The organism is Psychrobacillus sp. NPDC096623, from assembly GCF_044762655.1.
Taxonomy (GTDB): Bacteria; Bacillota; Bacilli; order Bacillales_A; family Planococcaceae; genus Psychrobacillus.
This window is the reverse complement of sequence record NZ_JBIWER010000003.1, coordinates 324,742-346,324: the sequence shown is the minus strand read 5'-3', so window position 1 is coordinate 346,324 and position 21,583 is coordinate 324,742. Positions and strand designations below refer to the sequence as shown.

Below are 21,583 nucleotides of genomic sequence, written 5' to 3'. Positions count from 1 at the left end.
AGTGATTCGGGAGACGCTGAATCGCTCTTTATTACATTTAAAAGACTGTCTTCAAGTCGATCGCTTCGACAAGTAAGACAGTCTTTTTAGATTCGGTTTAGTATACAATTATATTAAAAAAGTTTGATCAAATTAGGCTTTTGTTAATGTGCTGTCACTAGAAACAACTATGTTTTCTTTCACTTCATCATTCACTGGACGTTTAGACCAGTATGTTGCTAAAATAGGTCCAGAAATATTATGCCATACAGCTCCTAATGCACTTGGTAATGCTGCTAGTGGTCCTAAGTGAGCGGTCGCAAGTGCAACACCTAAACCAGAGTTTTGCATGCCAACTTCAATCGAGATAGCGCGGCGATCTAGCACGGATAATCCCATAAATTTCGCTGCATAGTACCCTAATAATAGACCTGCTCCATTATGCAAGAATACTCCTAAGAATACTAGCAAACCAGCTGAAGCGATATTGTTTACATTACCAGCTACAACTGCAGAAACAATTGTGATAATGGCTAATACAGAAATTAACGGTACGACGTTTATACTTTTCTCTACAGCAGCGGGGAACAATTTTTTTACTAGTAATCCAAGTACGATTGGAATAATAATTACTTGCACGATTGACTTAAACATAGCAAATGCATCTACAGGCATCCATTGTCCAGCGAATAAAAGCAATAATGCTGGTGTTAAGAGAGGAGCTAGCAGTGTAGAGAATGATGTCATCGTAATAGAAAGTGGTACATTACCTTTAGCTAAGTAAACCATTACGTTAGAAGCAGTACCCCCAGGAACGGAACCAAGTAATACAAGTCCAGCTGCTAATTCACTAGGCAAATTTAAAATATAAGCAATGGCAAAAGCGGTAATGGGCATTATGACAAATTGTGCAATTACACCGAAGATAACTGGTTTAGGGTGTGTTGCGATTAATTTGAAATCGACTGCCTTCAAAGTTAGACCCATACCAAACATAACAATACCTAGTAAAATCGTAATATACTTACCAAATGGTAAAAACGTTTCTGGAATGAAGAATGCTACTACTGCTACGATAATTACGAGAAAAGCAAAATTCTTACCTGCAAAATTACTTATTGATTCTAATAATTTCATATTATACACCTGTACTTTCTATTTTTACGATTTTTTGTGGATTTAAAATATTGTTAGGATCAAGAGCGATTTTAATCTTTTCCATCACCTGTAAGGCAGCTCCATGCTCCAAAGCTTGGTATTTTTGTTTGCCGATGCCGACTCCGTGCTCTCCTGTACAAGTACCATTACGATCTAAAGCATAGTGCACTATTTTTTCATTGAAAGAGTCTGCCTTCGCAACTTCATCAGGATCATTCATATCAATCATGATTATCGCATGGAAATTACCATCTCCTACATGTCCAGTAAGTCCTCCAATTAAACCAATAGAGTTTAATTCATTTCGTGCATATATTACTGCTTCAGCTAGTTCGGATATAGGTACACAAACATCTGTCACCATCATTTTTTTCCCAACATTGCTATGAATATAAGCATAGGCTAGGTTATGTCTTGCATCCCATAGCTTAGTGCGTGCTGTATTATCAGATTCAAATTGAATTTCCTCACAACCATGGTCTTCCATTATTTCTTTCGTAAACTCGACATCCTGTTTTAATCCTGCTTCATTGCCATCAAATTCTAAAAATAAGGTTGGTCTTTCTGCATAATTTGTTTCGCTAAAACGATTTACTTGACGGATGGATTCTTCGTCGACCAATTCTACTCGCGCGATTGGAATTCCGGCTTGTAAAATAGATGTAACGGCTTCTACTGCGCTTTGAACAGAAGGGAACACAGCTCGAGCGGCTGTAGTAAATTCTGGTATTCCGTACACTCTTAATGTTAACTCTGTAAAACAACCAAGAGTTCCTTCCGAACCAACAAATAACCCATTTAAATGGAATCCTGATGCAGATTTTGCAGCTAAGCTCCCCGTGTGGATGATAGTCCCATCTGCAAGAACAACCTCTAAATCACGAACCTGATCGCGCATAACACCATACTTTACAGTCGTTGTTCCACTTGCATTCGTGGCCGCCATTCCTCCGAGTGTGGCATCTGCTCCCGGGTCAACGGAGAAGAATAACCCATACTTTTTAAGCTCCTTGTTTAATTGCGTACGTGTTACACCAGGTTGAACCTTCACAAGCAGATCGTTTTCGCGAACCTCCAGTATTTTGTCCATTAGCGAAAAGTCTATAGTAATACCGTTATCGTATGGAATTATATGACCTTCTAAGCTGGAACCACGCCCAAATGGGACAACTGGTATTTGAAAATTGTTGGCTAGTTTCATAATTTCACTAACCTCGTTCGTATCTTTAGGAAATACAACTATATCCGGAATACTTACCTCATGATAAGACTCGTCTTTTCCATGTAATTCTCTTACGGTAAGATTGACTGAAACCTGTTCCTCCTCTAAAAAATTCTTCAGTTCAAGTACAATATTTTCGATAGATTTACTCACTTTATTCCCCTCTTTAATCTGTTGACGTATTTATTAGAATATTTTTTATTGTTCCAATAAAACAATTATAAGTAGTAATTTAAAAAAGTAAAATTATATTTTGTATATTATGGGTATAAATGTAATTTAATATATTGCATATTTGTTGCGAATACCATTTTAAATAGAATGTAAACGCTTTACTTCTTTTCGATAAAATTTAAAAAATTAAAAATCCCGTGAAGATAATTCATCTTCACGGGATTTTTTCATTTTGCGAATGCAGTTGCCAATTCACTTAATACAGATTGTTTGCTGGACTCATCTGTCATGTTCCACCATTTTTCGAAGAACACACCTAGTCCAGGTAGCAAATGCTCCTCGCCTCTTTGAATAGCGTCTTCTACTACTCCTCGAATATCTGTTGCCGTATGACCTTTCATATTAGCTGTAATAGCTTCTCTAATTTGAAAATCCATTTTATCACTCCTCGCAATTATCTTCCCCAAACTCTCGCCAGCTATACATGATTTTGTTACACTTAAATAAAAAAGGCGGTCACCTATATATGAAACGAATTGAATCTCCGCAAAACTCTTTAGTAAAGCATTGGAAAAAATTATTAAGTGTTAGAAAAGAACGGGACAAAACAGGCGAATTTTTAATGGAAGGGTATCATTTAGTAGAAGAAGCTATAAAGCAAAAAGAAAATGTACTTACCATAATGATAAGTGATACCGCTGAAATACCAGAAAACTGGGATTTAGAAAATTTAGAAGTTATAGAAATAAATGACTTGATAAAAAAAGAGCTAGCTGAAACTGAGCATACACAAGGTATATTTGCGCATTGCAAGCAACAAACTGTAGATGAAGAAGAGTATATTAGCTGGAATCGTCTATTATTAATAGATGCTGTGCAGGATCCAGGGAATATCGGCACAATGATTCGTACTGCAGATGCAGCTGGTATTGATGCTGTTGTTCTTGGAAAAGGATCAGCTGATGCATATAATTCAAAAACATTACGCTCAGCACAAGGTTCGCACTTTCATTTGCCAATCGTAAAAGGGGACCTCTTTGAATGGGTAGTGAAGCTAAAGGAACGAAATGTATCCGTGTATGGTACAGCTTTTGAAAATTCTACACCTTTCAATGAAGTGAAAAAAGAAGCTTCGTTTGCGTTAATTGTAGGAAACGAGGGAAGCGGTATAAACTCGGAACTACTCGAGCAAACCGACCAAAATATAATCGTCCCTTTACTAGGACAAGCAGAATCATTAAATGTTGCAGTCGCTACTGGAATTTTACTATACGGTCTTACTTTAAAATAAATCAGACTTGAAGAAAAATGCAAAATTCCGTATAATAGATGTAATTTGATACATAAAAGCTGTAATCGGGAAAAGTATATATGAACATTCGAAATGAAGGGAATTTGCACCTTGACTGAAAGTGTAAATGGAGAATGCGTATAGAAGTTCGCCCCGTTAGCTGCCACCGGGACCAGCAATTGCTGTAAAGGTGAGCCGGTGTAGAGCCGTTAGTCGAATTGAGTGATTGCACTTATGTTTGTGCAATAATCAGGGTGGTACCGCGAAATTAGTCCTCGTCCCTTTTATAGGGGCGGGGTTTTTATTTTGTCGAAAAGGAGAATTTATAAACATGGAAGCACAACTTCAACAGTTAAAAGAAGAAGTACTACAAAAAATTGCAGCTTCAGCGAACGTCAAAGAATTAAACGATGTTCGTGTTGCCTATTTAGGGAAAAAAGGACCGATAACAGATCTACTAAAAGGAATGGGTAAACTTCCTGCAGAGGAGCGTCCGAAAATGGGTGCACTAGTAAATGTCGTGCGTGAAGAGGTAACAACTGTATTAGAAGCCCGCATGACATTACTTCAAGAACAGGCAATTAATGAGCAATTAGAAAAAGAATCTATTGACGTAACATTACCAGGTCGTCCCGTGAAGACTGGAAATCACCATCCACTTACTCGAGTAGTAGAGGAAATTGAGGATTTATTTATTAGCATGGGGTATGAAATTGCGGAAGGTCCAGAAGTGGAGAAAGATTATTATAATTTCGAAGCTTTGAACTTACCAAAAGGTCATCCAGCTCGAGATATGCAGGATTCTTTTTATATTTCAGAGGATATTCTATTGCGTACACATACGTCACCAGTTCAAGCACGTACGATGGAAGCAAAAGAAGGTCAACCGATTAAAATTATTTGTCCCGGTAAAGTGTATCGTCGTGATAATGATGATGCGACACATTCTCATCAATTTACGCAAATTGAAGGACTTGTAATCGGAGAAAATATCCGCATGAGTGATCTTAAAGGAACTCTTTCTGTATTTGCGAAGAAAATGTTCGGGGATGATCGTGAAATCCGTCTACGTCCAAGCTTTTTCCCATTCACAGAGCCTTCTGTTGAAATGGATATTTCTTGCTTCAAATGTGGTGGAGAAGGCTGTAACGTTTGTAAGAAAACTGGCTGGATTGAAATTTTAGGAGCCGGTATGGTTCATCCGAATGTTTTAGAGATGGCTGGTTATGATTCTAAAAAGCTTTCTGGATTTGCATTTGGTATGGGTCCAGAACGTATTGCAATGTTGAAATACGGTGTGGAAGATATTCGTCATTTCTATACGAATGATGTGCGTTTCTTATCGCAATTCCACCGAACAGAAGTGTGAGGAGGAATTTGACATGTTAGTTTCGACGAAGTGGTTATCAGAATATGTAAATACACAAGGGTTAGATCCAAAAGATTTAGGGGAGAAGGTCACGCGTGCTGGTATCGAAGTGGATGCTGTGATTGATCGTTCTCATGGAATGACCAATGTTGTCGTTGGTTATGTAAAAGAAAAAGTGAAGCATCCAGAGGCAGACAAACTGAATATTTGTCAAGTAGATGTTGGGGAAGAAACTACACAAATTATTTGTGGGGCACCTAATGTAGAAGCGGGACAAAAAGTGATTGTTGCTCGTCCAGGAGCAGTACTTCCAGGCGGTATGAAGATAAAAAAAGCAAAGCTTCGTGGCGAAGAATCGAACGGTATGATTTGTTCTCTTCAAGAACTTGGTATTGAAGGACGTCTTGTTCCTAAAGCATATGCAGATGGGATCTATGTTCTTCCGGAAACAGCTGTTCCTGGAGAAAGCGTACTTCCTCTTCTAGGTTTAGATGACATTGTGTTAGAACTTGGTTTGACTCCAAACCGTTCAGACGCATTAAGCATGCTTGGTGTTGCTTATGAAGTAGGGGCTATTTTATCTGAGGATATGAAGTATCCAGAAACAACGTACACAGAAAGTACAGATAAAGCAGCAGATTATTTAAAGCTGAAAGTAGATGCAATCGAAGAAAATCCGATGTATATTGCTAAAGTTGTGAAAAATATTCAAGTAAAAGAATCACCACTTTGGTTACAGCATCGTTTAATGGCTGCCGGAGTTCGTCCTCATAATAATGTAGTAGATATTACAAACTACGTATTAATGGAATATGGTCAACCACTTCATGCATTTGACTATGACCGCTTAGAAACAAAAGAGATTGTTGTTCGTCTTGCAAATGAAGGGGAAAAAATTGTTACCCTTGATGATCAAGAACGTACACTGAAATCAAATCACTTAGTTATTACAAATGGCAATGAGCCAGTTGCAATTGCAGGTGTAATGGGTGGAGCAAATTCGGAAGTACATGATGGAACGACAACCGTTGTCATCGAGTCAGCATACTTTGTAGGTGGATCTGTTCGCCAAACATCGAAAGACCATAATTTACGCAGTGATGCGAGTGCACGATTTGAAAAAGGTGTAGATCCAAATCGCGTTATTCTTGCAGCAGAGCGTGCGGCAAGTTTACTTGCTGAGCTTGCAGGTGGTGAAGTGTTAGCAGGTTCTGTCATTGTTGATGAGCTAGACAAAACTCCTGCAGAGGTGGTTGTATCTCCAGACTTCATCAATAATCGTTTAGGGATGAAGATTTCTTTAGAAGATATGACATCCATTTTATCGAGATTGAAATTTGACTATCAAGCTGCGAATGGTCTTTTATATATTAAAGCTCCTACTCGTCGCCAAGATATTAAAATCGAAGAAGATATAATAGAAGAGATTGCTCGTATGTATGGCTATGATGAAATTCCAATGACATTACCAGTTGAGGAATCAAAACCAGGTGGACTCTCATCTTATCAAGCAAAACGTCGTCAAGTACGTGCTTACTTAGAGGGTGCTGGTCTATATCAAGCGATTACGTATTCATTAACTTCTAAAGAAATGTCTCAGAAATTTGCGTTAGAAACTGCTCCTGTAACAGAATTATTAATGCCAATGAGCGAAGACCGCAGTATCCTTCGCCAAAGTTTAATACCACATTTACTTGAAGCGGTAACGTATAACACAGCACGCCAAGCAGATACAGTTGCACTTTATGAAGTAGGATCGGTTTTCTTAGGTGAAACGGAATCAGGATTACCTCATGAGCAAGAGCATCTAGCAGCAGTAATCTCTGGTAAATGGTTAGATCATAGCTGGCAAGGTGAGAAAAAAGCAGTTGATTTCTTTGTATTAAAAGGAATTGTGGAAGGTTTAATGGACCTTCTTGGGCATTCAAGTGAGCTAACATTTGAACGTTCAGTAGTGGACGGCTTACATCCAGGACGTACAGCTTCTATTAAATTAGCTGGAGAAGAAATCGGGCTAATCGCTCAGTTGCATCCATCTGAGCAAAAAGAGCGTGATTTGAAAGAGACATATGTAATGGAATTGAACTTAGCGAAAGTATTAAACAAAGAAGTAGAAGCATTGTATTATGTGCCAGTTTCTAAATTCCCGTCAATTACTCGTGATATAGCTTTAGTGGTAGATAGTGAAAAAGCTACTGGTGAACTACAAGCAATTATCCAGTTATCTGGTGGTAGATTGCTTAAAAATGTACATCTGTTCGATTTATACGAGGGTGAAAAAATGGAACAAGGCAAAAAGTCAGTTGCATTCTCTCTAACATACTTCGATCCAGAACGTACACTTACGGACGAAGAAGTAGTAAATGCACATAACAAAGTATTAAAAGCACTTGCAGAAAAAGCAGGAGCAGAGTTACGAGGATAATAAGTAAGTGGAGCAGCGTCGATTCTTGGCGCTGCTCTTTTCTTAAAAGATAAGAAAGTATTTAAAAATGTAGTATGAACATTGGGTTTGAGCACCGGGCGTCTTTTGGCCCGGTTTTTTTATGGTTTTTTATTTTTCTTAATTAATGAAAATCAATTTGATACAAAATTGGGTTTCAACTGTGTGTCACAAGGGGAATGATAACAATGTCTTGATAATATAGAAAATTTAGAAAACGGGAGGGGTTTTATGGGATTAGCTTTTTGGACGTGGACTATAACAATAGTAATATCTTTGTTTTTTATCGGGATGTCCTTTTTCTTTAAAAAGAAGGCAGATGCTAGTTTCGCTCATTATGCAATAGCTGGAGGGACGTTGCCATTTTTCTTATTATTATTTACGGATATTGCAACGATAATGGGCGTTGGAAATTTTGTTGGGCATTCTTCAAAGGGCTATGAGATCGGAATAGCAAACATTCCTTTTGTCATTGGCGAGCAAGGTGCGAAGATAATATTTGCTTTAGTATTTGCAGGCTTTGCTGCAAAGTTTACTTATAAAACATTAGCGGAAATGATGAATGATCTAATCGTGCGTGACCGCATTACTCGGAGTCTAGTAGCATTTTTGACTTCATCTATTATGATTGCGTGGGTGAGTGGACAGGCAATGGGTATGGGTGCTTTGTTTTCAACCTTTACTGGCACTGATCCAGTTCTAATGGTATTAGTATTCTCTGCTGTATTTATCATTTATACGGCAGTGGGTGGTATGTATTCAGTTGTATGGACAGACCTAATTCAAGGAGCTATTCTCATTGCGATAGCGGTGTGGTTCTATTTTCAAGTATTTAATCGAATCGACTTTAGTTATTCGAATTTAAAAGCTGGTTTAGCTGACGTTGGATCAAGTGAACTAGTTCAAATGAATCTATCAGTCATGGAAGTTTTAACACTTTTTGTGACTGGAACTTTAGGGGTTTTAGCTGCTCAAGTTTATTGGCAACGTTGCTTTGCTTCTAAAAATTCAAAGTCAGCAAGTCTTGCCATGCTAATAAGTGGTATTGTAGCAATTATATTTACGACTCTAGCAACTATTAGTGGATTGATAGTTAATATACAAAATCCAACGCTCGATGCTGAAAATGCTATTTCATGGCTGATATTAGAAGAAATGACACAATTCGCTGCTCTTGCTTTCTTTATCATGATTTTCATGGCTGCTATATCTAGTGCTTCATCACTTCTTCACTCAGCTGCAGTTGTAATCATCAATGATTTGGTTATTCCGAATATGAAAGAAATGGAAGATATGTTTTATCTCAAGCTAACACGAGTTAGTGTCGTTGTATTTGGTATGTTCACGATCGTTACTGCTATTTGGGCAGACTCGATTATTGACTTGTTTTCTCTTGCATACTCTATGGCTGGAGGAGGAGTGGTACCTGTTTTAATTGTAGGGTTAATATGGAAGAATAAGAAAGCCTCTGCTTTTGAAATGGGTACTAGGAATAGCCGAGTTTCAGTTTGGGGGGCTCGTGCTGGTATCGTTGCTGGAGCGGTGGTTTCCCTAACGTTGGGTATTTTATGGGGTGTACTTGTATCGGTTATACTGACAATGTTTATCTCTAAGCTATTACCTTCAAATGATAGTATGGTAAGTTCGCTAGCAAAGAATTGATATGGCAAAATGAAAAACCCTGCATTTCGCAGGGCTTATCATTTTGGAGAGTTTTCTTTTTGACTGTTCCACCAATCTATATGATCCAAATTAAAAACGATCATATTTGTCATTGGTTTTAAGTGAGGAATCTCTTTGTTCATGATTAATTCATTAATTTCCTCTTCAGTAAGTGGGTATCCTACCGTATCTAAATAAGAAGATAGCTTTTTTACCCCATAGGCTCTTCTCAATTAATCACCTCCCACCAAAATCTCTTTCATTTAATAAAGAAAGTTTAGTAAAAAGTACTAATTTTGAGGCTATGTATTTTTAATACCCATTTTTAAAGAAAATAATCATACATTAATTTTTTGCTTCCGAATAGCCAAGAGTATTCCAAATACAACCCCGATGAAGGACATCGCTGAAATGATAAAGTAAAATGTTTGACCGCCAAATTCTTTATAAAGGAATCCACCTGCGTATGAAGCGATAATGCTAGACAATCCAAAGAATAATAATGCTAGAACAGTTTGACCAGTAGCGCGCCATTCCTTCGGCATAATGTTATACAAGTACTGAATGGCAGCAGTGTAAAAAACAGGGAATGTTAACATTTGCAATAACTGTAAGATAGTTAGAGTTACCGGGCTCGTTACATAACCTGATACAAAAAAACGTAAGAAGTAAAAGAACGTAGCTATCGTTATTATTTCCAGTTCCTTACCTTTTCGCAGCCACCAAAAACTAAGAGCAAAAATTATGATTTCACTTGTAGCTGCCAAGAAAAATGCAATTCCCACTAAGGATGTATCTCCACCCAGTGTTTTAATATGAATCCCTAAAAACGTGTCGTTCATCCGAGCTGGTACTGAACTAATAAATACTAATGCTAAAAATAGAAGCATTTCTTTGTTTCGTAATACTGTTTTTAATCCCTGCATAGTCACCGGTTTCGATGATGCTTGTACATCAGGCATGAACCACACAATTCCGAATGATAGAACTCCTAACAAAACAAACAAGACCGATAGACTGCTCACTCCAAAATAATCCATTGCAAAACCAGAAATTAATGCCAAAACTGCATAGCCTAGTGCTCCATATGTACGAATAGAACCATAGCTAATACGAGCCAATTCCGAAACAGTGAAATTTAAGCTCTCCGTTAATGGATCAAGTGGCATTAGGAAAAAATAAACTAACAACGCAAAAATAATTAGTAACACAAAGCTATCAAAGTTAAATAGAAAGTAACCGGAAACGGCGGTCGAACAAACGAGTACTAGCATCACCTTGCGGATTGTTTTTGTTTTATCACTGATGAATCCCCATAAAGGCTGCGCAAATAACGTCACAAATCCTCCAGTCCCAATAATCATTCCGATTTCACTCGTGGATAACCCTTGTTCACCTAAATACACAGGTAAAAAAGGAATAAAGAGTGCGAGTAAACCAAAAAATAAAAAATTATATCCTTTTAATAAAACATGAACTTTCAATAAGAATTCTCCTCTTCTAAAAACTAATCATAGATGAATTTAAGATTATTAGCTTAATTATTGTAACTGATTTTATTAATGATTAGCAGTTTTAGATGAATAAACAAGCAAGCTCAAAATTTATTTGCAAGTCAGAATAATAAATCTGTTATAATTTCTAACATAAAAGAGCAACGATAAGGAGGAAAAAAGTGTTTAATATGTTCAAAAAAGAAGAACAGAAAGAAGTTTATGATGAGCAAGATGAATTTATTGAAGAAGAGGATATTGGAATCCTAATTCATTATACATCTGTAGCAGTATATATGTATCTCTGTTCAGACGGTCGTATAGAAAACGATGATGTTCTTATGGATGCAGCAGGCAGAGAAATTATCGTACAAGGCAACACTATATCGATAATTGTAGAAAGTCCAAAGGAAATAACAGAAATTATAGAGCAATATGGATTGAATAATATAAACCTTCCTTTGTTCACTATAGACGTTACACTGTATTGATTTTACAAAATGAGTAATCACAGGGGGCTAACTATGTTGAAAAGAAGATATGGGGATCGTTCTGATTGGAAGCGGATTTCGAAGAGGGGTTATGCACAATCTTATGTTGAGACAGAAGAATTCACTGGATATATAACTCTATTAAACTTAGTTCAGGTAACACAGCCTCTGTGGGTAAAGTATGATGAAAAAAGTTTGTGTATTGTAGATGATGGATATATGTGGCTGCAGCACTTTCCAACGGGAAAAAATTACTCTGTAACTACTATGTTTGATGCAAATGGGAAAGTAGTCCAGTGGTATATAGACATATGTAACGAAATAGGAATAGAACATAATGTTCCATGGTGGGATGACTTGTTCTTAGATATTATCGTATTACCTACAGGTGAGATTATTCAACAGGATGAAGATGAACTGGAAGAAGCATTAATAAACGGTTGGGTTGATCAAAGCATGTATAACTTGGCATGGGTTCAAGTGAATGAAATTACTACTAGTATTAGGGAAGAAGATTTTAATTTACTTAATTATTCCGCGGTTCATAAGGAGCTATTAATGACACTTCTTAAATAAGGGATGGGTGATTTACATGCGTAAAGTGGAAGTAGTGGCATATTCAGAGTGTTGGAATAAAAAATTTGAGGAGGAAGCACTGCAAATTCAAGGGATTTTTGGTTCAGAAATTATAGTGATTCACCATATTGGTAGTACTTCCGTAAAAGATTTATCTGCAAAACCGATTATCGATATGATGCCTGTTGTACGAGATATAAACAAAATTGAACTGTATAATAAAGCAATGATTGCTAACGGCTACATACCTAAAGGTGAAAATGGACTTCCTGGTCGAAGATACTTCCAAAAAGGAGGAGACAATCGAACACATCAGGTTCATATGTATGAACTGGGCAATCCCGAAATTAAACGACATCTTGCATTTCGAGACTTTTTAAGAGTGCATTCTAATATTGCGAGAACATACGGAGATTTAAAAGAAGCGTTAGCAAAGCAATTTCCATATAATATTGATGCTTATATTAATGGGAAAGAAAAATTAGCCAAGGAGATAGAGCGACAAGCACTCCTATGGTCAAAAGAAATCGAAGAGCGAAATTTTTACAGAGCATTTGGGGTTTATGGTATCTGTGTCCAAGATGAAAAGTTGCTTGTTATAAATAAAAGTGGAGGCCCGTACATTAATCGTTTCGATCTACCAGGTGGTAGTTTAGAAGAAAAAGAAAGTTTAGCTGTTGCAATGAGAAGAGAATTTCTAGAAGAAACTGGCATTGAAATAGAAATTATTAAACAAATTGGAACTACCGACTTTATGATTTCATCTAACTGGAGAGGTTTCACGGATATTCATCATATTGCAGTGTATTATTTAGTAAAGCAAATAGGTGGCTTTCTAGCAGTGCTTGAACAATTTGAAGGGAAAGACTCACGTGGAGCAGAATGGATCTCGGAAGAAGAGATTTCGGTTGAAAATGCTTCCCCATTAGTCTTAAAAGCATTTGAATGGCTAAGAACAAATGATTTAGGTTTAGATGCTAATTACTATGATGTTTGGAAAATGAAACTTCAAAGTTAATAAAATGGTTGATATTATTTGTATTACTTTCAGAAAGAATTGAATTTGTAATAGATTTACATAAACTATGTAAATCGGAGAAGTATCATTGATTCAGTTATCTCTTTTTAGAAGAATTAGGAGGAATAATATGTTTAATAACAATCTGACCAACCTATTAAAAATAGACTTTCCCATCATTCAAGCACCAATGGCGGGAGGAATTACCACTTCGGAATTAGTAGCAAATGTTTCCAATAATGGAGCACTTGGTACGATCGGTGCGGGATATATGAGTCCAAACCAATTACGAGAACAAATTAGAGAAGTGAAAAAGTTAACCTCAACTAACTTTGGTGTAAATCTATTTGTTCCAGGCAAATTTGAGATTTTAGAAAACGAAGTAGAAGTGGCGAAAAATTTATTAGACCAATATCGAGAGGTTTTAAACATAAATGAAGAAAATATCACTCTTCCGAACATGGAAAATGCTTTTCACACATATAAAGAACAAATACAAGTAGTAATAGAAGAAAAGGTGCCTGTTTGTTCCTTTACTTTTGGCATTCCAACAGCAGAGGAGATGAAGCAACTTAAACAACACAATGTAACTACAATCGGAACTGCTACAACTGTTGAAGAGGCTATATTAATTGAAAAAATTGGAATGGATATAGTAGTTGTTCAAGGAAGTGAATCGGGAGGCCATAGGGGAACCTTCTTACGTGGAAACGAGGAAAGCTTAATAGGTTTAATGTCTTTGATACCGCAAGTTGCAGACAGAGTAAGTATTCCGATTATTGCCGCTGGAGGCATAATGGACGGTAGGGGGCTAATGGCCGCTTTAAGTTTAGGTGCACAAGCTGTACAAATGGGTACTGCTTTTTTAACTTGTGAAGAAAGTGGTGCACATCCTTTACATAAAGACGCAATCATGCAGTCGAAAGATGGGGATACAACATTGACTCGTACATTTTCTGGAAAATGGGCAAGAGGCATAAAGAATAAATTTATATCTGAAATGAAAGAACATGAAAATAGTTTGCCAAATTTTCCTATACAAAATGCCCTAACTCAATCGATTCGAAAAGCTTCTGCAAGTCAAAATATTAAAGACTATATGTCACTATGGTCAGGTCAAAGTGGCACCCTCGCGAGAATCGAGACAGTTGAACAACTTGTTCAAAGGATTATGGATGAAGCAAGAAAAATAAATGGATAATACCCGACTTGCATATCTTTGTGAAAAATAATTGCACGAAATGTAATTAACATTTCGTGCTGAAAATTAGCCTTCATACGATGCTACTCCCAAAACATTAGCACCAAACAATAATTTCATACGGTGTGGTTTGGGGAGGAATGCTTCTGGTCGTTGGGCCGTAAATAACAATTAGATTTCGGTTAGCAGGACTTTTTGTAAAAGGTTGCCCATTTGTCCGTAATATTTGAGTATATGGGGATACATTTAGTTTTAATTGACCATCACTGCTTTCTAATTGGCTATTAAAGTAGCCCACTTTTACATTTTGAGTTGGATTTTCTTTTACAATAACTAGTGCCTGATATTGCGGTGGGTAAATAAGAGGAACAGGGGCATCACCATCATAGTAACCAGTTACCCTATCTCCCACTGATACCAACGCATTATCTACAAAATAAGTAGTGGGGGACACCACGAAATTTACTGATCCTCCGTTGCCGTTATCTACAGACATTAATGTATAGCAACCTTCTCCTTCACCATTAGACCCTATCATAAAATCACTAATCATAGTAACGGTACCATGAAAAGCTAGAAAATTGACCATACTAAAACCTCCATTGCTATTTAAACATGTACCTCTACATTTTATGCATTTACAGAGCTTAGTGTTATTTGTGTTAAAATCTTTTCTTATTAACTAATTTAAATGCTTTTTGTGTATTGGCAAAATGCCATTTAGTAATGGACTTAAGGAATTCTTCCCCATGCTTCAAATAAATTTTAGCTGCTATTTCATCGACTTTTGCACTTGCCCCTTTTGGTATTGTAGTATTTGCTATTTGAGATAGACGGTCCATTTCTTTTAAGAATGCATATCTTGCAATTATAGATGCCGCAGCAACTGAAACATGAAGCTGCTCAGCTTTTGTAGAAAACAATACATTTTCACGAACGATTTCTTTCTCTGCTTTAATATGATTATAGTAAATGCCACGTTCGGCAAACTGATCTATTAATATATATGCAGGTTTTTCTGACCCCATTTTTTTCAGCACATGTTTAAGTGCCTGGTTATGAAGAAGTGCTTTTATTTTGCCCTGTGACCACCCACGGGACTGTATGTCATTGTATTTTTCGTTTTTCAATACTAGAACACTATGTGTTAAAGTCGCCATTAAGTCAGGTGCCATTTTACGCATCACATTGTCTGTTAACATTTTGGAATCCTTGACTCCTAATTCTTTAACTAGCTCTACTTGTCCGCTACTTACAAAACAAGCGGCAACAGTAATAGGACCAAAATAATCACCAGTACCTGTTTCGTCAGAACCAAGGACTGATAAGGAAGAAAAGTTGGGAGGTAAAATGTCTCCTTTAGCTTCACTAGTTGATGTGGATGAAGTTGAACTTGTTCCCCAAAGTGAAGCCTCACGTGAAGCACCATTTCCTTGGAACATAACCTTTCCAGATTTATAGATGGTAATGGTAGTATCTGCTAGTTTTGCTGCGAAAACAACACCAGGAGCAGAGCGTTCTATCTTAAAATTTATATAATGGGATTTTACTTTTTCTATTTGATTTGGACTCAATAACAAGACAGTGTTTGACATTAGTTCGTTCCTTTCTTCACATAGCAATCTATTTCGTGTTATTATAGGTATTAGGATTTTCTGAGGAGGGTTATGGCTTTGTCAGAACAAGAAAAAACACGAATTTCGGTTGATATATATGGACAGAATTATAAAATGGTTGGTTCTGAATCATCAGGCCATATGAGACTTGTAGCATCAATGGTGGATGATAAAATGAGAGAAATACATTCACATAATAGTCAGCTAGATATTGCAAAGCTTGGGGTGCTCACAGCTGTAAATGCTATACATGATTACATAAAAGTAAAAGAACAATTAGAGCTACTTGAAGAAGAATTGAAAAGACTAAAGGACTGAAAATATGTTAGATATAATTATATTAATATTACTTGTAGGTGGTTTAATAACTGGTGCAAGACGTGGGCTAATTGTACAGCTGATCCACATGACCGGTTTTATAATCGCACTCGTAGTGGCTTACACTTATTATAAACCACTTGCAGATAAATTTGTTTTATGGATTCCATTTCCTGCTGTAACGGCAGGTTCTAAATTGACAATCGCAGTAGAGAGTTTAGATTTGGCTCAAACTTTTTATCGTATTATTGCTTTTGCTCTTATTTTTATAGTTGTAAAATTTGCATTACAAATGATTGCATCTATGTTTGACTTCTTAAAGTATTTACCAATATTAGGTTTTGTAAGCAATATTGTGGGAGCAATCTTAGGGCTAATTGAATTTTATTTTATTTTATTTGTATTACTATATGTATTAGCTCTATTGCCAATCGAATTTATTCAAAACTTAATTTCAGGTTCCGTGTTAACAGGATGGATGTTAGACCATACACCGATTCTATCGGAAATGGTGAAAAATTGGTGGTATATTTATATTGAAAAGTAACTTCTCTCAGTAGAGGGAAGTTTTTTTAAAAGTTAAGTATATAAAAATGTACCGTGCAAGCGGGGTTCAAAATACATTACAGAATGATTATACTGCTGATTTTCGCTTCAGGCGGACGCTTTCCGCTTGGCTTCAGCCTTGGGCCAACAGGATGTTGGTCATGAAGGCGTTGCCACACGATGTGGCGCACTTAGCCTTCCTACCTTAAACGCGGGTTCTTCAGCTCAATCTAATCCCGCTGGGGTCGCCGCCTTCCGCTCCAATCAATTGAATGTGCAGTACTCTACTCTAAGATATAGCATAGCTTATCACTTAGATGATTAGATTGGTCAATTTTTTGAAAGTGATAAATTATTTGTAATCGCTTATGAATTAGAAATACTATTCTGTAATGAAGGGAAGAAAGTAGATTTCCTTTATTACTAGTTAATATAAAGAGAAATAGTCAGTATTTACTAAGTAAAGAAGCGAAAAAGCGGACGAAATTGTATCTTCGAGGCCTGCACGATGTGGGTCATGCTCCCGCAAAAGCTCGTCGCAAAAATAATTTGGTAGTCGTTGCGACACGATGTCGCGCACTTAGACTGTCATCACCTCTATGAATTGGAAAGGATTTTTTCTCTAGTTATTTAAAAATGTATTAATCTGATTCAAGAAGTATTAGAAAGACGTCGGACAGGCAAACGCCATAAGATTACCGAAAAAAAGTATGATGGTTGGTTGTGACGGACGTCACAACCAACCATCCCTAAAAATTCACTCGGTAATCATATAGCAAAAGGTCTGTCCGAAGCACTCCGAAAACGATAGAAAGTGGTTTTGACCTTAAAGGACCGGACGTTTTTTTGCCCGGTTTTTCTTAAGTTAGCTATATTAGTTAATTGAATTGAAAGAGGTGTTATCGTTGGATAAGAAAACGATTATTAGAACATTAGAAAGAATTGCTTTATATATGGAATTACAAGGAGAAAATCCTTTTAAAGTTTCTGCTTTTCGAAAAGCAGCACAGGTGTTAGAGCTAGATGATAGAAGTCTTGCAGAAATGGATAATATCACTTCATTAAAAGGAATCGGAGCAGCTACTGGGGCTGTAATAGATGATTTAATGGCTACTGGAGAATCTTCTTTGCTTGTGGAATTACAACAATCTGTTCCAAGCGGATTACTTCCTATGCTTAAAATCCCAGGACTTGGCGGCAAGAAAATCGCCAAGCTATATAAGGAATTGCATATCGATTCAATAGAAGCACTAAAACTTGCATGTGAGGAAGGGAAAGTTCAAACCCTGCCTGGATTTGCTAAAAAAACAGAAGAAAAAATATTAGTAGAAATAGTAAACCTCCAATCTAAACCGGAACGTACGGCGGTTTGGCAAATAGAACCAATTGTAGAGTTAATCAACCACAAACTTTCGTCTATTTCATTAATTGAAAAGTTTTCTGTTGCAGGATCGTACAGAAGGGTCAAGGAATCGAGTAAGGATATCGACTTTATAATTGCAACAAGTTCACCTAAGGAAGTTAGAGAAGAATTATTAAAGATACTACCAGTTCAGAAAATTATTGCAGCTGGAGATACGAAAGTTTCCGTTACTCTAGATGTAGAAGTGGAGATTGATGTCGATTTCAGACTTGTAGCGTTAAGTGAGTATGCTTCAGCGTTAAATCATTTTACCGGTTCGAAAGACCATAATATAAAAATGCGACAAATCGCAAAAGACCAGGGAAAGAAGATTAGTGAATACGGGGTTGAGCTACCTGATGGCAGTGTACAGCATTTTGAATCGGAAGATGATTTTTATGCTTATTTTGACTTGCCTTTCATCCCTCCAACTGTTCGTGAGGATGGCTCGGAATTTACCAAGCTAGATCAGCTACCTTCATTAGTAAAGTTAAATGATATCCAAGGGGATTTTCATATGCATACTACTTGGTCGGACGGAGCACATTCTATAGAAGAAATGATAGAAGCCTGTCGTGGAAAAGGCTATTCTCATATGGTGATAACGGACCATTCCAATTATTTGAAAGTAGCTAACGGTCTTTCTAAAGAAAGATTATTAAACCAAGTGGAAATAATACAAGAACTAAATGAAAAATATACAGATATTGAAATACTTACTGGTACCGAGATGGATATACTACCTGATGGATCGCTTGATTTTGAAGATGAATTACTTTCGCAATTGGATTTTGTTATAGCTTCTATTCATTCTAGTTTTAGTCAGCCACAGGAAAAGATTATGGAAAGACTCTTAACAGCATTAAAAAATCCGTATGTACATATGATTGCACATCCAACGGGTAGAATAATTGAACAGAGAGATGGTTATAATCCAGATGTTCCAACTCTCATAGAATGGGCGAAGGAATATGGAAAGATTTTAGAGTTAAACGCAAGTCCTTACCGTCTCGATTTGAACACAGAATTTTTAAAGCTAGCACAAGACAAGGGTGTCAAAATGGCCATTAATACGGATGCTCATCATATCGAACAGTTGAAGTATATGGATATTGGTGTCCGCTATGCTCAAAAAGCCTGGTTGCATAAAGATAATATTGTGAACACTTGGTCCTTTGAGAAGTTTAAGGAATATATACAGAAATAATTAGGAGGTGCCTCGGTTGATAGCTGAAAGAGCACTGAGAACATTAGAGTATTATAAAATTCGAGAAGAAGTTTCAAGTTACTGTACTTCTTCTATTGGAAAAAGCCATATAGATAAACTCATACCTTCCGTTGATTTTACAGAAGTTACGAAGCTGTTAGAGGAAATGGATGAAGGTATGGCGATTCTTCGACTTCGTGGGAATGTTCCCATGGGTGGAATGACAGATGTACGTCCCCATGCGAAACGTGCCCAAATCGGTGGGATGCTTAGCCCTACGGAATTAATGGAAATCGCAAGTACGATTCGTGCAAGCAAAATATTACGCCAATTTATAGACAATGTTGCAGAATCAGAGGATGTTAAAATCCCTCACTTCCTTAGATTGAAGGAAGGCTTGCCGATTTTAACAGCCCTTGAGCATGAGATAAATGATTGCATAGATGAAAATGGTGCTGTATTGGATAGCGCTAGTAGTACACTCCGATCTATTCGCCAACAATTACGCATTCAAGTTAGTCGTGTACGTGAAAAACTAGAAAGCTATACAAGGGGAGCAAATGCTGCGAAGATGCTGTCCGATTCGATTATTACTATTCGAAATGATCGATATGTTATTCCGGTTAAATCGGAATACCGGAGTCATTACGGCGGAATTATTCATGACCAATCATCTTCAGGACAAACGCTGTTCATCGAACCTTCAGCAGTAGTACAAATTAACAACGATATCCGAAGTTTAAAGGTAAAAGAACAGGAAGAGATAAATCGTATTCTTATTAGATTGACAGCTGAAGTAGAAATAGTAGGACATGACATTTTTCTATTAGTAAATGTACTTGGAGAGGTTGATGTTATTTTAGCTAAAGCTAAATATGGACAAGCCCAAAAATGTACAATGCCTGTCATTAATAACAAAGGGTTTATCCGCTTAGTGAAAGCAAGACATCCACTTATTCCGCAAGAGACAGCTGTGCCAAATACAATCGAATTCGGGAAAGACATTACAACTATTGTAATCACAGGACCGAATACAGGTGGTAAAACGGTTACACTGAAAACAGTAGGTCTTTGCACATTAATGGCACAAAGTGGACTTCCTATTCCAGCCTTAGATGGCTCTGAAGTGGCATTATTTGAATCCGTTTTTGCGGATATTGGAGATGAGCAATCTATTGAGCAAAGCTTAAGTACTTTTTCTTCTCATATGGTTAATATTGTTGATATATTAAAGAAATATGACGATAAGTCATTGATTATATTTGATGAACTTGGAGCAGGAACCGATCCACAAGAAGGTGCAGCGCTTGCGATATCTATATTGGATGAAGTGCACGGGACAGGTGCTCGGGTTATGGCTACAACTCATTATCCTGAACTAAAGGCTTATGGATACAATCGACCAGGTGTGGCAAATGCAAGTGTTGAATTTGACATTGAAACTTTAAGTCCAACTTATAAACTGTTAATAGGAGTACCCGGAAGAAGTAATGCTTTTGAAATATCCGAGCGACTTGGATTACCGGAATATATTATTAACCAAGCACAAACGTTTACTGGGACAGACCGGGGAGAAGTAAACTCCATGATTGCCTCTCTAGAGGACAGTCGTCGACAAGCAGAAAAAGATGCAGAAGAAACAGAGGTCCATTTAGCAGAAGCGCGTAAAGTAAAAGAGGATTTAGAACAAAGACTAGCCGATTTAGAACAGAACAATGAGAAGCTAGAGCAAAAAGCAAAAGACAAGGCTAAGAAAATTGTTGATGAGGCTCGGCGAGAAGCAGATGAAATTATTAGTGAGTTGCGTAAAATGCAATCTAATACACATAAGTTCGTTAAAGAGCATGAACTGATCGATGCAAAAAAACGTTTAGATGCTGCTTTACCAAATAATCCAGTTTTGAGAAAGCAAAAGAAATTAAATGAAATGGCACAAGAGTTGAAATCTGGAGATGAAGTAAAAGTAATTAGCTTCGGTCAAAAAGGCACTTTGTTAGAGAAATTATCTACAACAGAATGGTCTGTTCAAATTGGCATGCTAAAAATGAAGCTAGACGAATCTGATTTAGAATTTGTGAAACCAGAAAAGCAAAAACAGACTGTTTCGGTGAATTCGATCCGTGGCAGAGATTCACATGTGAAATTGGAGCTAGATCTTCGTGGAGAACGATATGAAGATGCTATCATCCGTACCGAAAAGTATTTAGATGATGCAGTTCTCGCAAATTATCCTAGAATTTCTATTATTCATGGAAAAGGTACTGGTGTATTAAGACAAGCTATCCAGCAATTTTTGAAGAATCATTCTCGTGTGAAAAGCTATCGTTTTGGCGAGGCTGGTGAGGGTGGTCACGGCGTAACAGTTGTCGAATTAAAATAATTTTTAAAAAATGAAACTTTTTATCGGGCTCTCCGTA

At 37.0% G+C, this 21,583-nt stretch carries 19 protein-coding genes, 1 pseudogene and 1 other annotated feature; of the genes and pseudogenes, 13 read left to right on the top strand and 7 right to left on the bottom strand.

What is annotated here, in order from left to right:
- Positions 1–132: 132 nt before the first annotated feature.
- The 3 genes from ACIQX2_RS11205 to sspI form a co-directional block, all read right to left on the bottom strand.
- The gene (locus tag ACIQX2_RS11205; protein WP_402850081.1) at positions 133–1,116 is read right to left on the bottom strand and encodes a bile acid:sodium symporter family protein; all 984 of its coding nucleotides are present in this window, start codon (positions 1,114–1,116) and stop codon (positions 133–135) included.
- Between the two features lies 1 nt (position 1,117).
- The gene (locus ACIQX2_RS11200; RefSeq protein ID WP_402850078.1) at positions 1,118–2,512 is read right to left on the bottom strand and encodes an FAD-binding oxidoreductase; all 1,395 of its coding nucleotides are present in this window, start codon (positions 2,510–2,512) and stop codon (positions 1,118–1,120) included.
- A gap of 248 nt (positions 2,513–2,760) precedes the next feature.
- The gene (gene sspI / locus ACIQX2_RS11195) at positions 2,761–2,970 is read right to left on the bottom strand and encodes a small acid-soluble spore protein SspI (RefSeq protein WP_402850076.1); all 210 of its coding nucleotides are present in this window, start codon (positions 2,968–2,970) and stop codon (positions 2,761–2,763) included.
- Positions 2,971–3,059: 89 nt separating this feature from the next.
- Here sspI and ACIQX2_RS11190 point away from each other — a divergent pair, with 89 nt between their 5' ends.
- The 4 genes from ACIQX2_RS11190 (at position 3,060) to ACIQX2_RS11175 (ending at position 9,298) form a co-directional block, all read left to right on the top strand.
- The gene (locus ACIQX2_RS11190) at positions 3,060–3,824 is read left to right on the top strand and encodes a TrmH family RNA methyltransferase (protein ID WP_402850074.1); all 765 of its coding nucleotides are present in this window, start codon (positions 3,060–3,062) and stop codon (positions 3,822–3,824) included.
- A gap of 52 nt (positions 3,825–3,876) precedes the next feature.
- Positions 3,877–4,110: a binding site (T-box leader), on the top strand.
- A 45-nt stretch (positions 4,111–4,155) separates the two neighbouring features.
- Entirely contained in the window at positions 4,156–5,193 is a 1,038-nt protein-coding gene (gene pheS / locus ACIQX2_RS11185; RefSeq protein WP_402850071.1) for a phenylalanine--tRNA ligase subunit alpha, read from the top strand.
- A gap of 13 nt (positions 5,194–5,206) precedes the next feature.
- Positions 5,207–7,618 carry a phenylalanine--tRNA ligase subunit beta gene (gene pheT, locus ACIQX2_RS11180; protein WP_402850068.1) on the top strand — a complete coding sequence of 804 codons (2,412 nt, stop codon included), beginning with the start codon at positions 5,207–5,209 and terminating at the stop codon, positions 7,616–7,618.
- 249 nt (positions 7,619–7,867) lie between these two features.
- Entirely contained in the window at positions 7,868–9,298 is a 1,431-nt protein-coding gene (locus ACIQX2_RS11175; RefSeq protein WP_402850065.1) for a sodium:solute symporter family protein, read from the top strand.
- Between the two features lie 38 nt (positions 9,299–9,336).
- On the opposite strand, the gene ACIQX2_RS11170 is transcribed toward ACIQX2_RS11175, so the two are convergent.
- Positions 9,337–9,531: a hypothetical protein gene (locus ACIQX2_RS11170; RefSeq protein WP_402850062.1), complete on the bottom strand. Its 195-nt coding sequence runs from the start codon at positions 9,529–9,531 to the stop codon at positions 9,337–9,339.
- A 105-nt stretch (positions 9,532–9,636) separates the two neighbouring features.
- Positions 9,637–10,782, bottom strand: a complete 1,146-nt coding sequence (locus tag ACIQX2_RS11165) for an MFS transporter (RefSeq protein WP_402850059.1) — start codon at positions 10,780–10,782, stop codon at positions 9,637–9,639.
- A 191-nt stretch (positions 10,783–10,973) separates the two neighbouring features.
- On the opposite strand from ACIQX2_RS11165, the gene ACIQX2_RS11160 reads away from it, so the two are divergent.
- The 5 genes and pseudogenes from ACIQX2_RS11160 to ACIQX2_RS11140 all read left to right on the top strand — a co-directional run bounded on the left by ACIQX2_RS11160 (position 10,974) and on the right by ACIQX2_RS11140 (position 14,077).
- On the top strand, positions 10,974–11,282 hold the full coding sequence (locus tag ACIQX2_RS11160; RefSeq protein ID WP_402850056.1) for a hypothetical protein: 309 nt from the start codon (positions 10,974–10,976) through the stop codon (positions 11,280–11,282).
- A gap of 33 nt (positions 11,283–11,315) precedes the next feature.
- On the top strand, positions 11,316–11,858 hold the full coding sequence (locus tag ACIQX2_RS11155; protein ID WP_402850053.1) for a ribonuclease FAU-1 family protein: 543 nt from the start codon (positions 11,316–11,318) through the stop codon (positions 11,856–11,858).
- A 16-nt stretch (positions 11,859–11,874) separates the two neighbouring features.
- Positions 11,875–12,348, top strand: a pseudogene (locus tag ACIQX2_RS11150) (GrpB family protein); the annotation flags it as partial.
- 36 nt (positions 12,349–12,384) lie between these two features.
- Positions 12,385–12,876 carry an NUDIX hydrolase gene (locus tag ACIQX2_RS11145; RefSeq protein ID WP_402850523.1) on the top strand — a complete coding sequence of 164 codons (492 nt, stop codon included), beginning with the start codon at positions 12,385–12,387 and terminating at the stop codon, positions 12,874–12,876.
- 130 nt (positions 12,877–13,006) lie between these two features.
- A complete protein-coding gene (locus ACIQX2_RS11140) occupies positions 13,007–14,077 on the top strand; it encodes an NAD(P)H-dependent flavin oxidoreductase (RefSeq protein WP_402850050.1) in 1,071 nt (356 codons plus the stop codon).
- 97 nt (positions 14,078–14,174) lie between these two features.
- Here the strand turns inward: ACIQX2_RS11140 and ACIQX2_RS11135 are convergent, their stop codons facing one another.
- Positions 14,175–14,666: a hypothetical protein gene (locus tag ACIQX2_RS11135; protein ID WP_402850047.1), complete on the bottom strand. Its 492-nt coding sequence runs from the start codon at positions 14,664–14,666 to the stop codon at positions 14,175–14,177.
- A gap of 73 nt (positions 14,667–14,739) precedes the next feature.
- The gene (gene rnhC / locus ACIQX2_RS11130) at positions 14,740–15,672 is read right to left on the bottom strand and encodes a ribonuclease HIII (RefSeq protein WP_402850044.1); all 933 of its coding nucleotides are present in this window, start codon (positions 15,670–15,672) and stop codon (positions 14,740–14,742) included.
- A 78-nt stretch (positions 15,673–15,750) separates the two neighbouring features.
- Between rnhC and zapA the strand changes: the two genes are divergently transcribed.
- The 4 genes from zapA to ACIQX2_RS11110 all read left to right on the top strand — a co-directional run bounded on the left by zapA (position 15,751) and on the right by ACIQX2_RS11110 (position 21,546).
- Positions 15,751–16,011 (top strand): cell division protein ZapA, encoded by a 261-nt coding sequence (zapA, locus tag ACIQX2_RS11125; protein WP_093060453.1) that lies wholly within the window; start codon positions 15,751–15,753, stop codon positions 16,009–16,011.
- A 4-nt stretch (positions 16,012–16,015) separates the two neighbouring features.
- Positions 16,016–16,558 carry a CvpA family protein gene (locus ACIQX2_RS11120; protein ID WP_402850039.1) on the top strand — a complete coding sequence of 181 codons (543 nt, stop codon included), beginning with the start codon at positions 16,016–16,018 and terminating at the stop codon, positions 16,556–16,558.
- A 904-nt stretch (positions 16,559–17,462) separates the two neighbouring features.
- Positions 17,463–19,166 (top strand): DNA polymerase/3'-5' exonuclease PolX, encoded by a 1,704-nt coding sequence (gene polX / locus ACIQX2_RS11115; protein WP_402850036.1) that lies wholly within the window; start codon positions 17,463–17,465, stop codon positions 19,164–19,166.
- 16 nt (positions 19,167–19,182) lie between these two features.
- Entirely contained in the window at positions 19,183–21,546 is a 2,364-nt protein-coding gene (locus ACIQX2_RS11110) for an endonuclease MutS2 (RefSeq protein ID WP_402850034.1), read from the top strand.
- Positions 21,547–21,583: the final 37 nt, after the last annotated feature.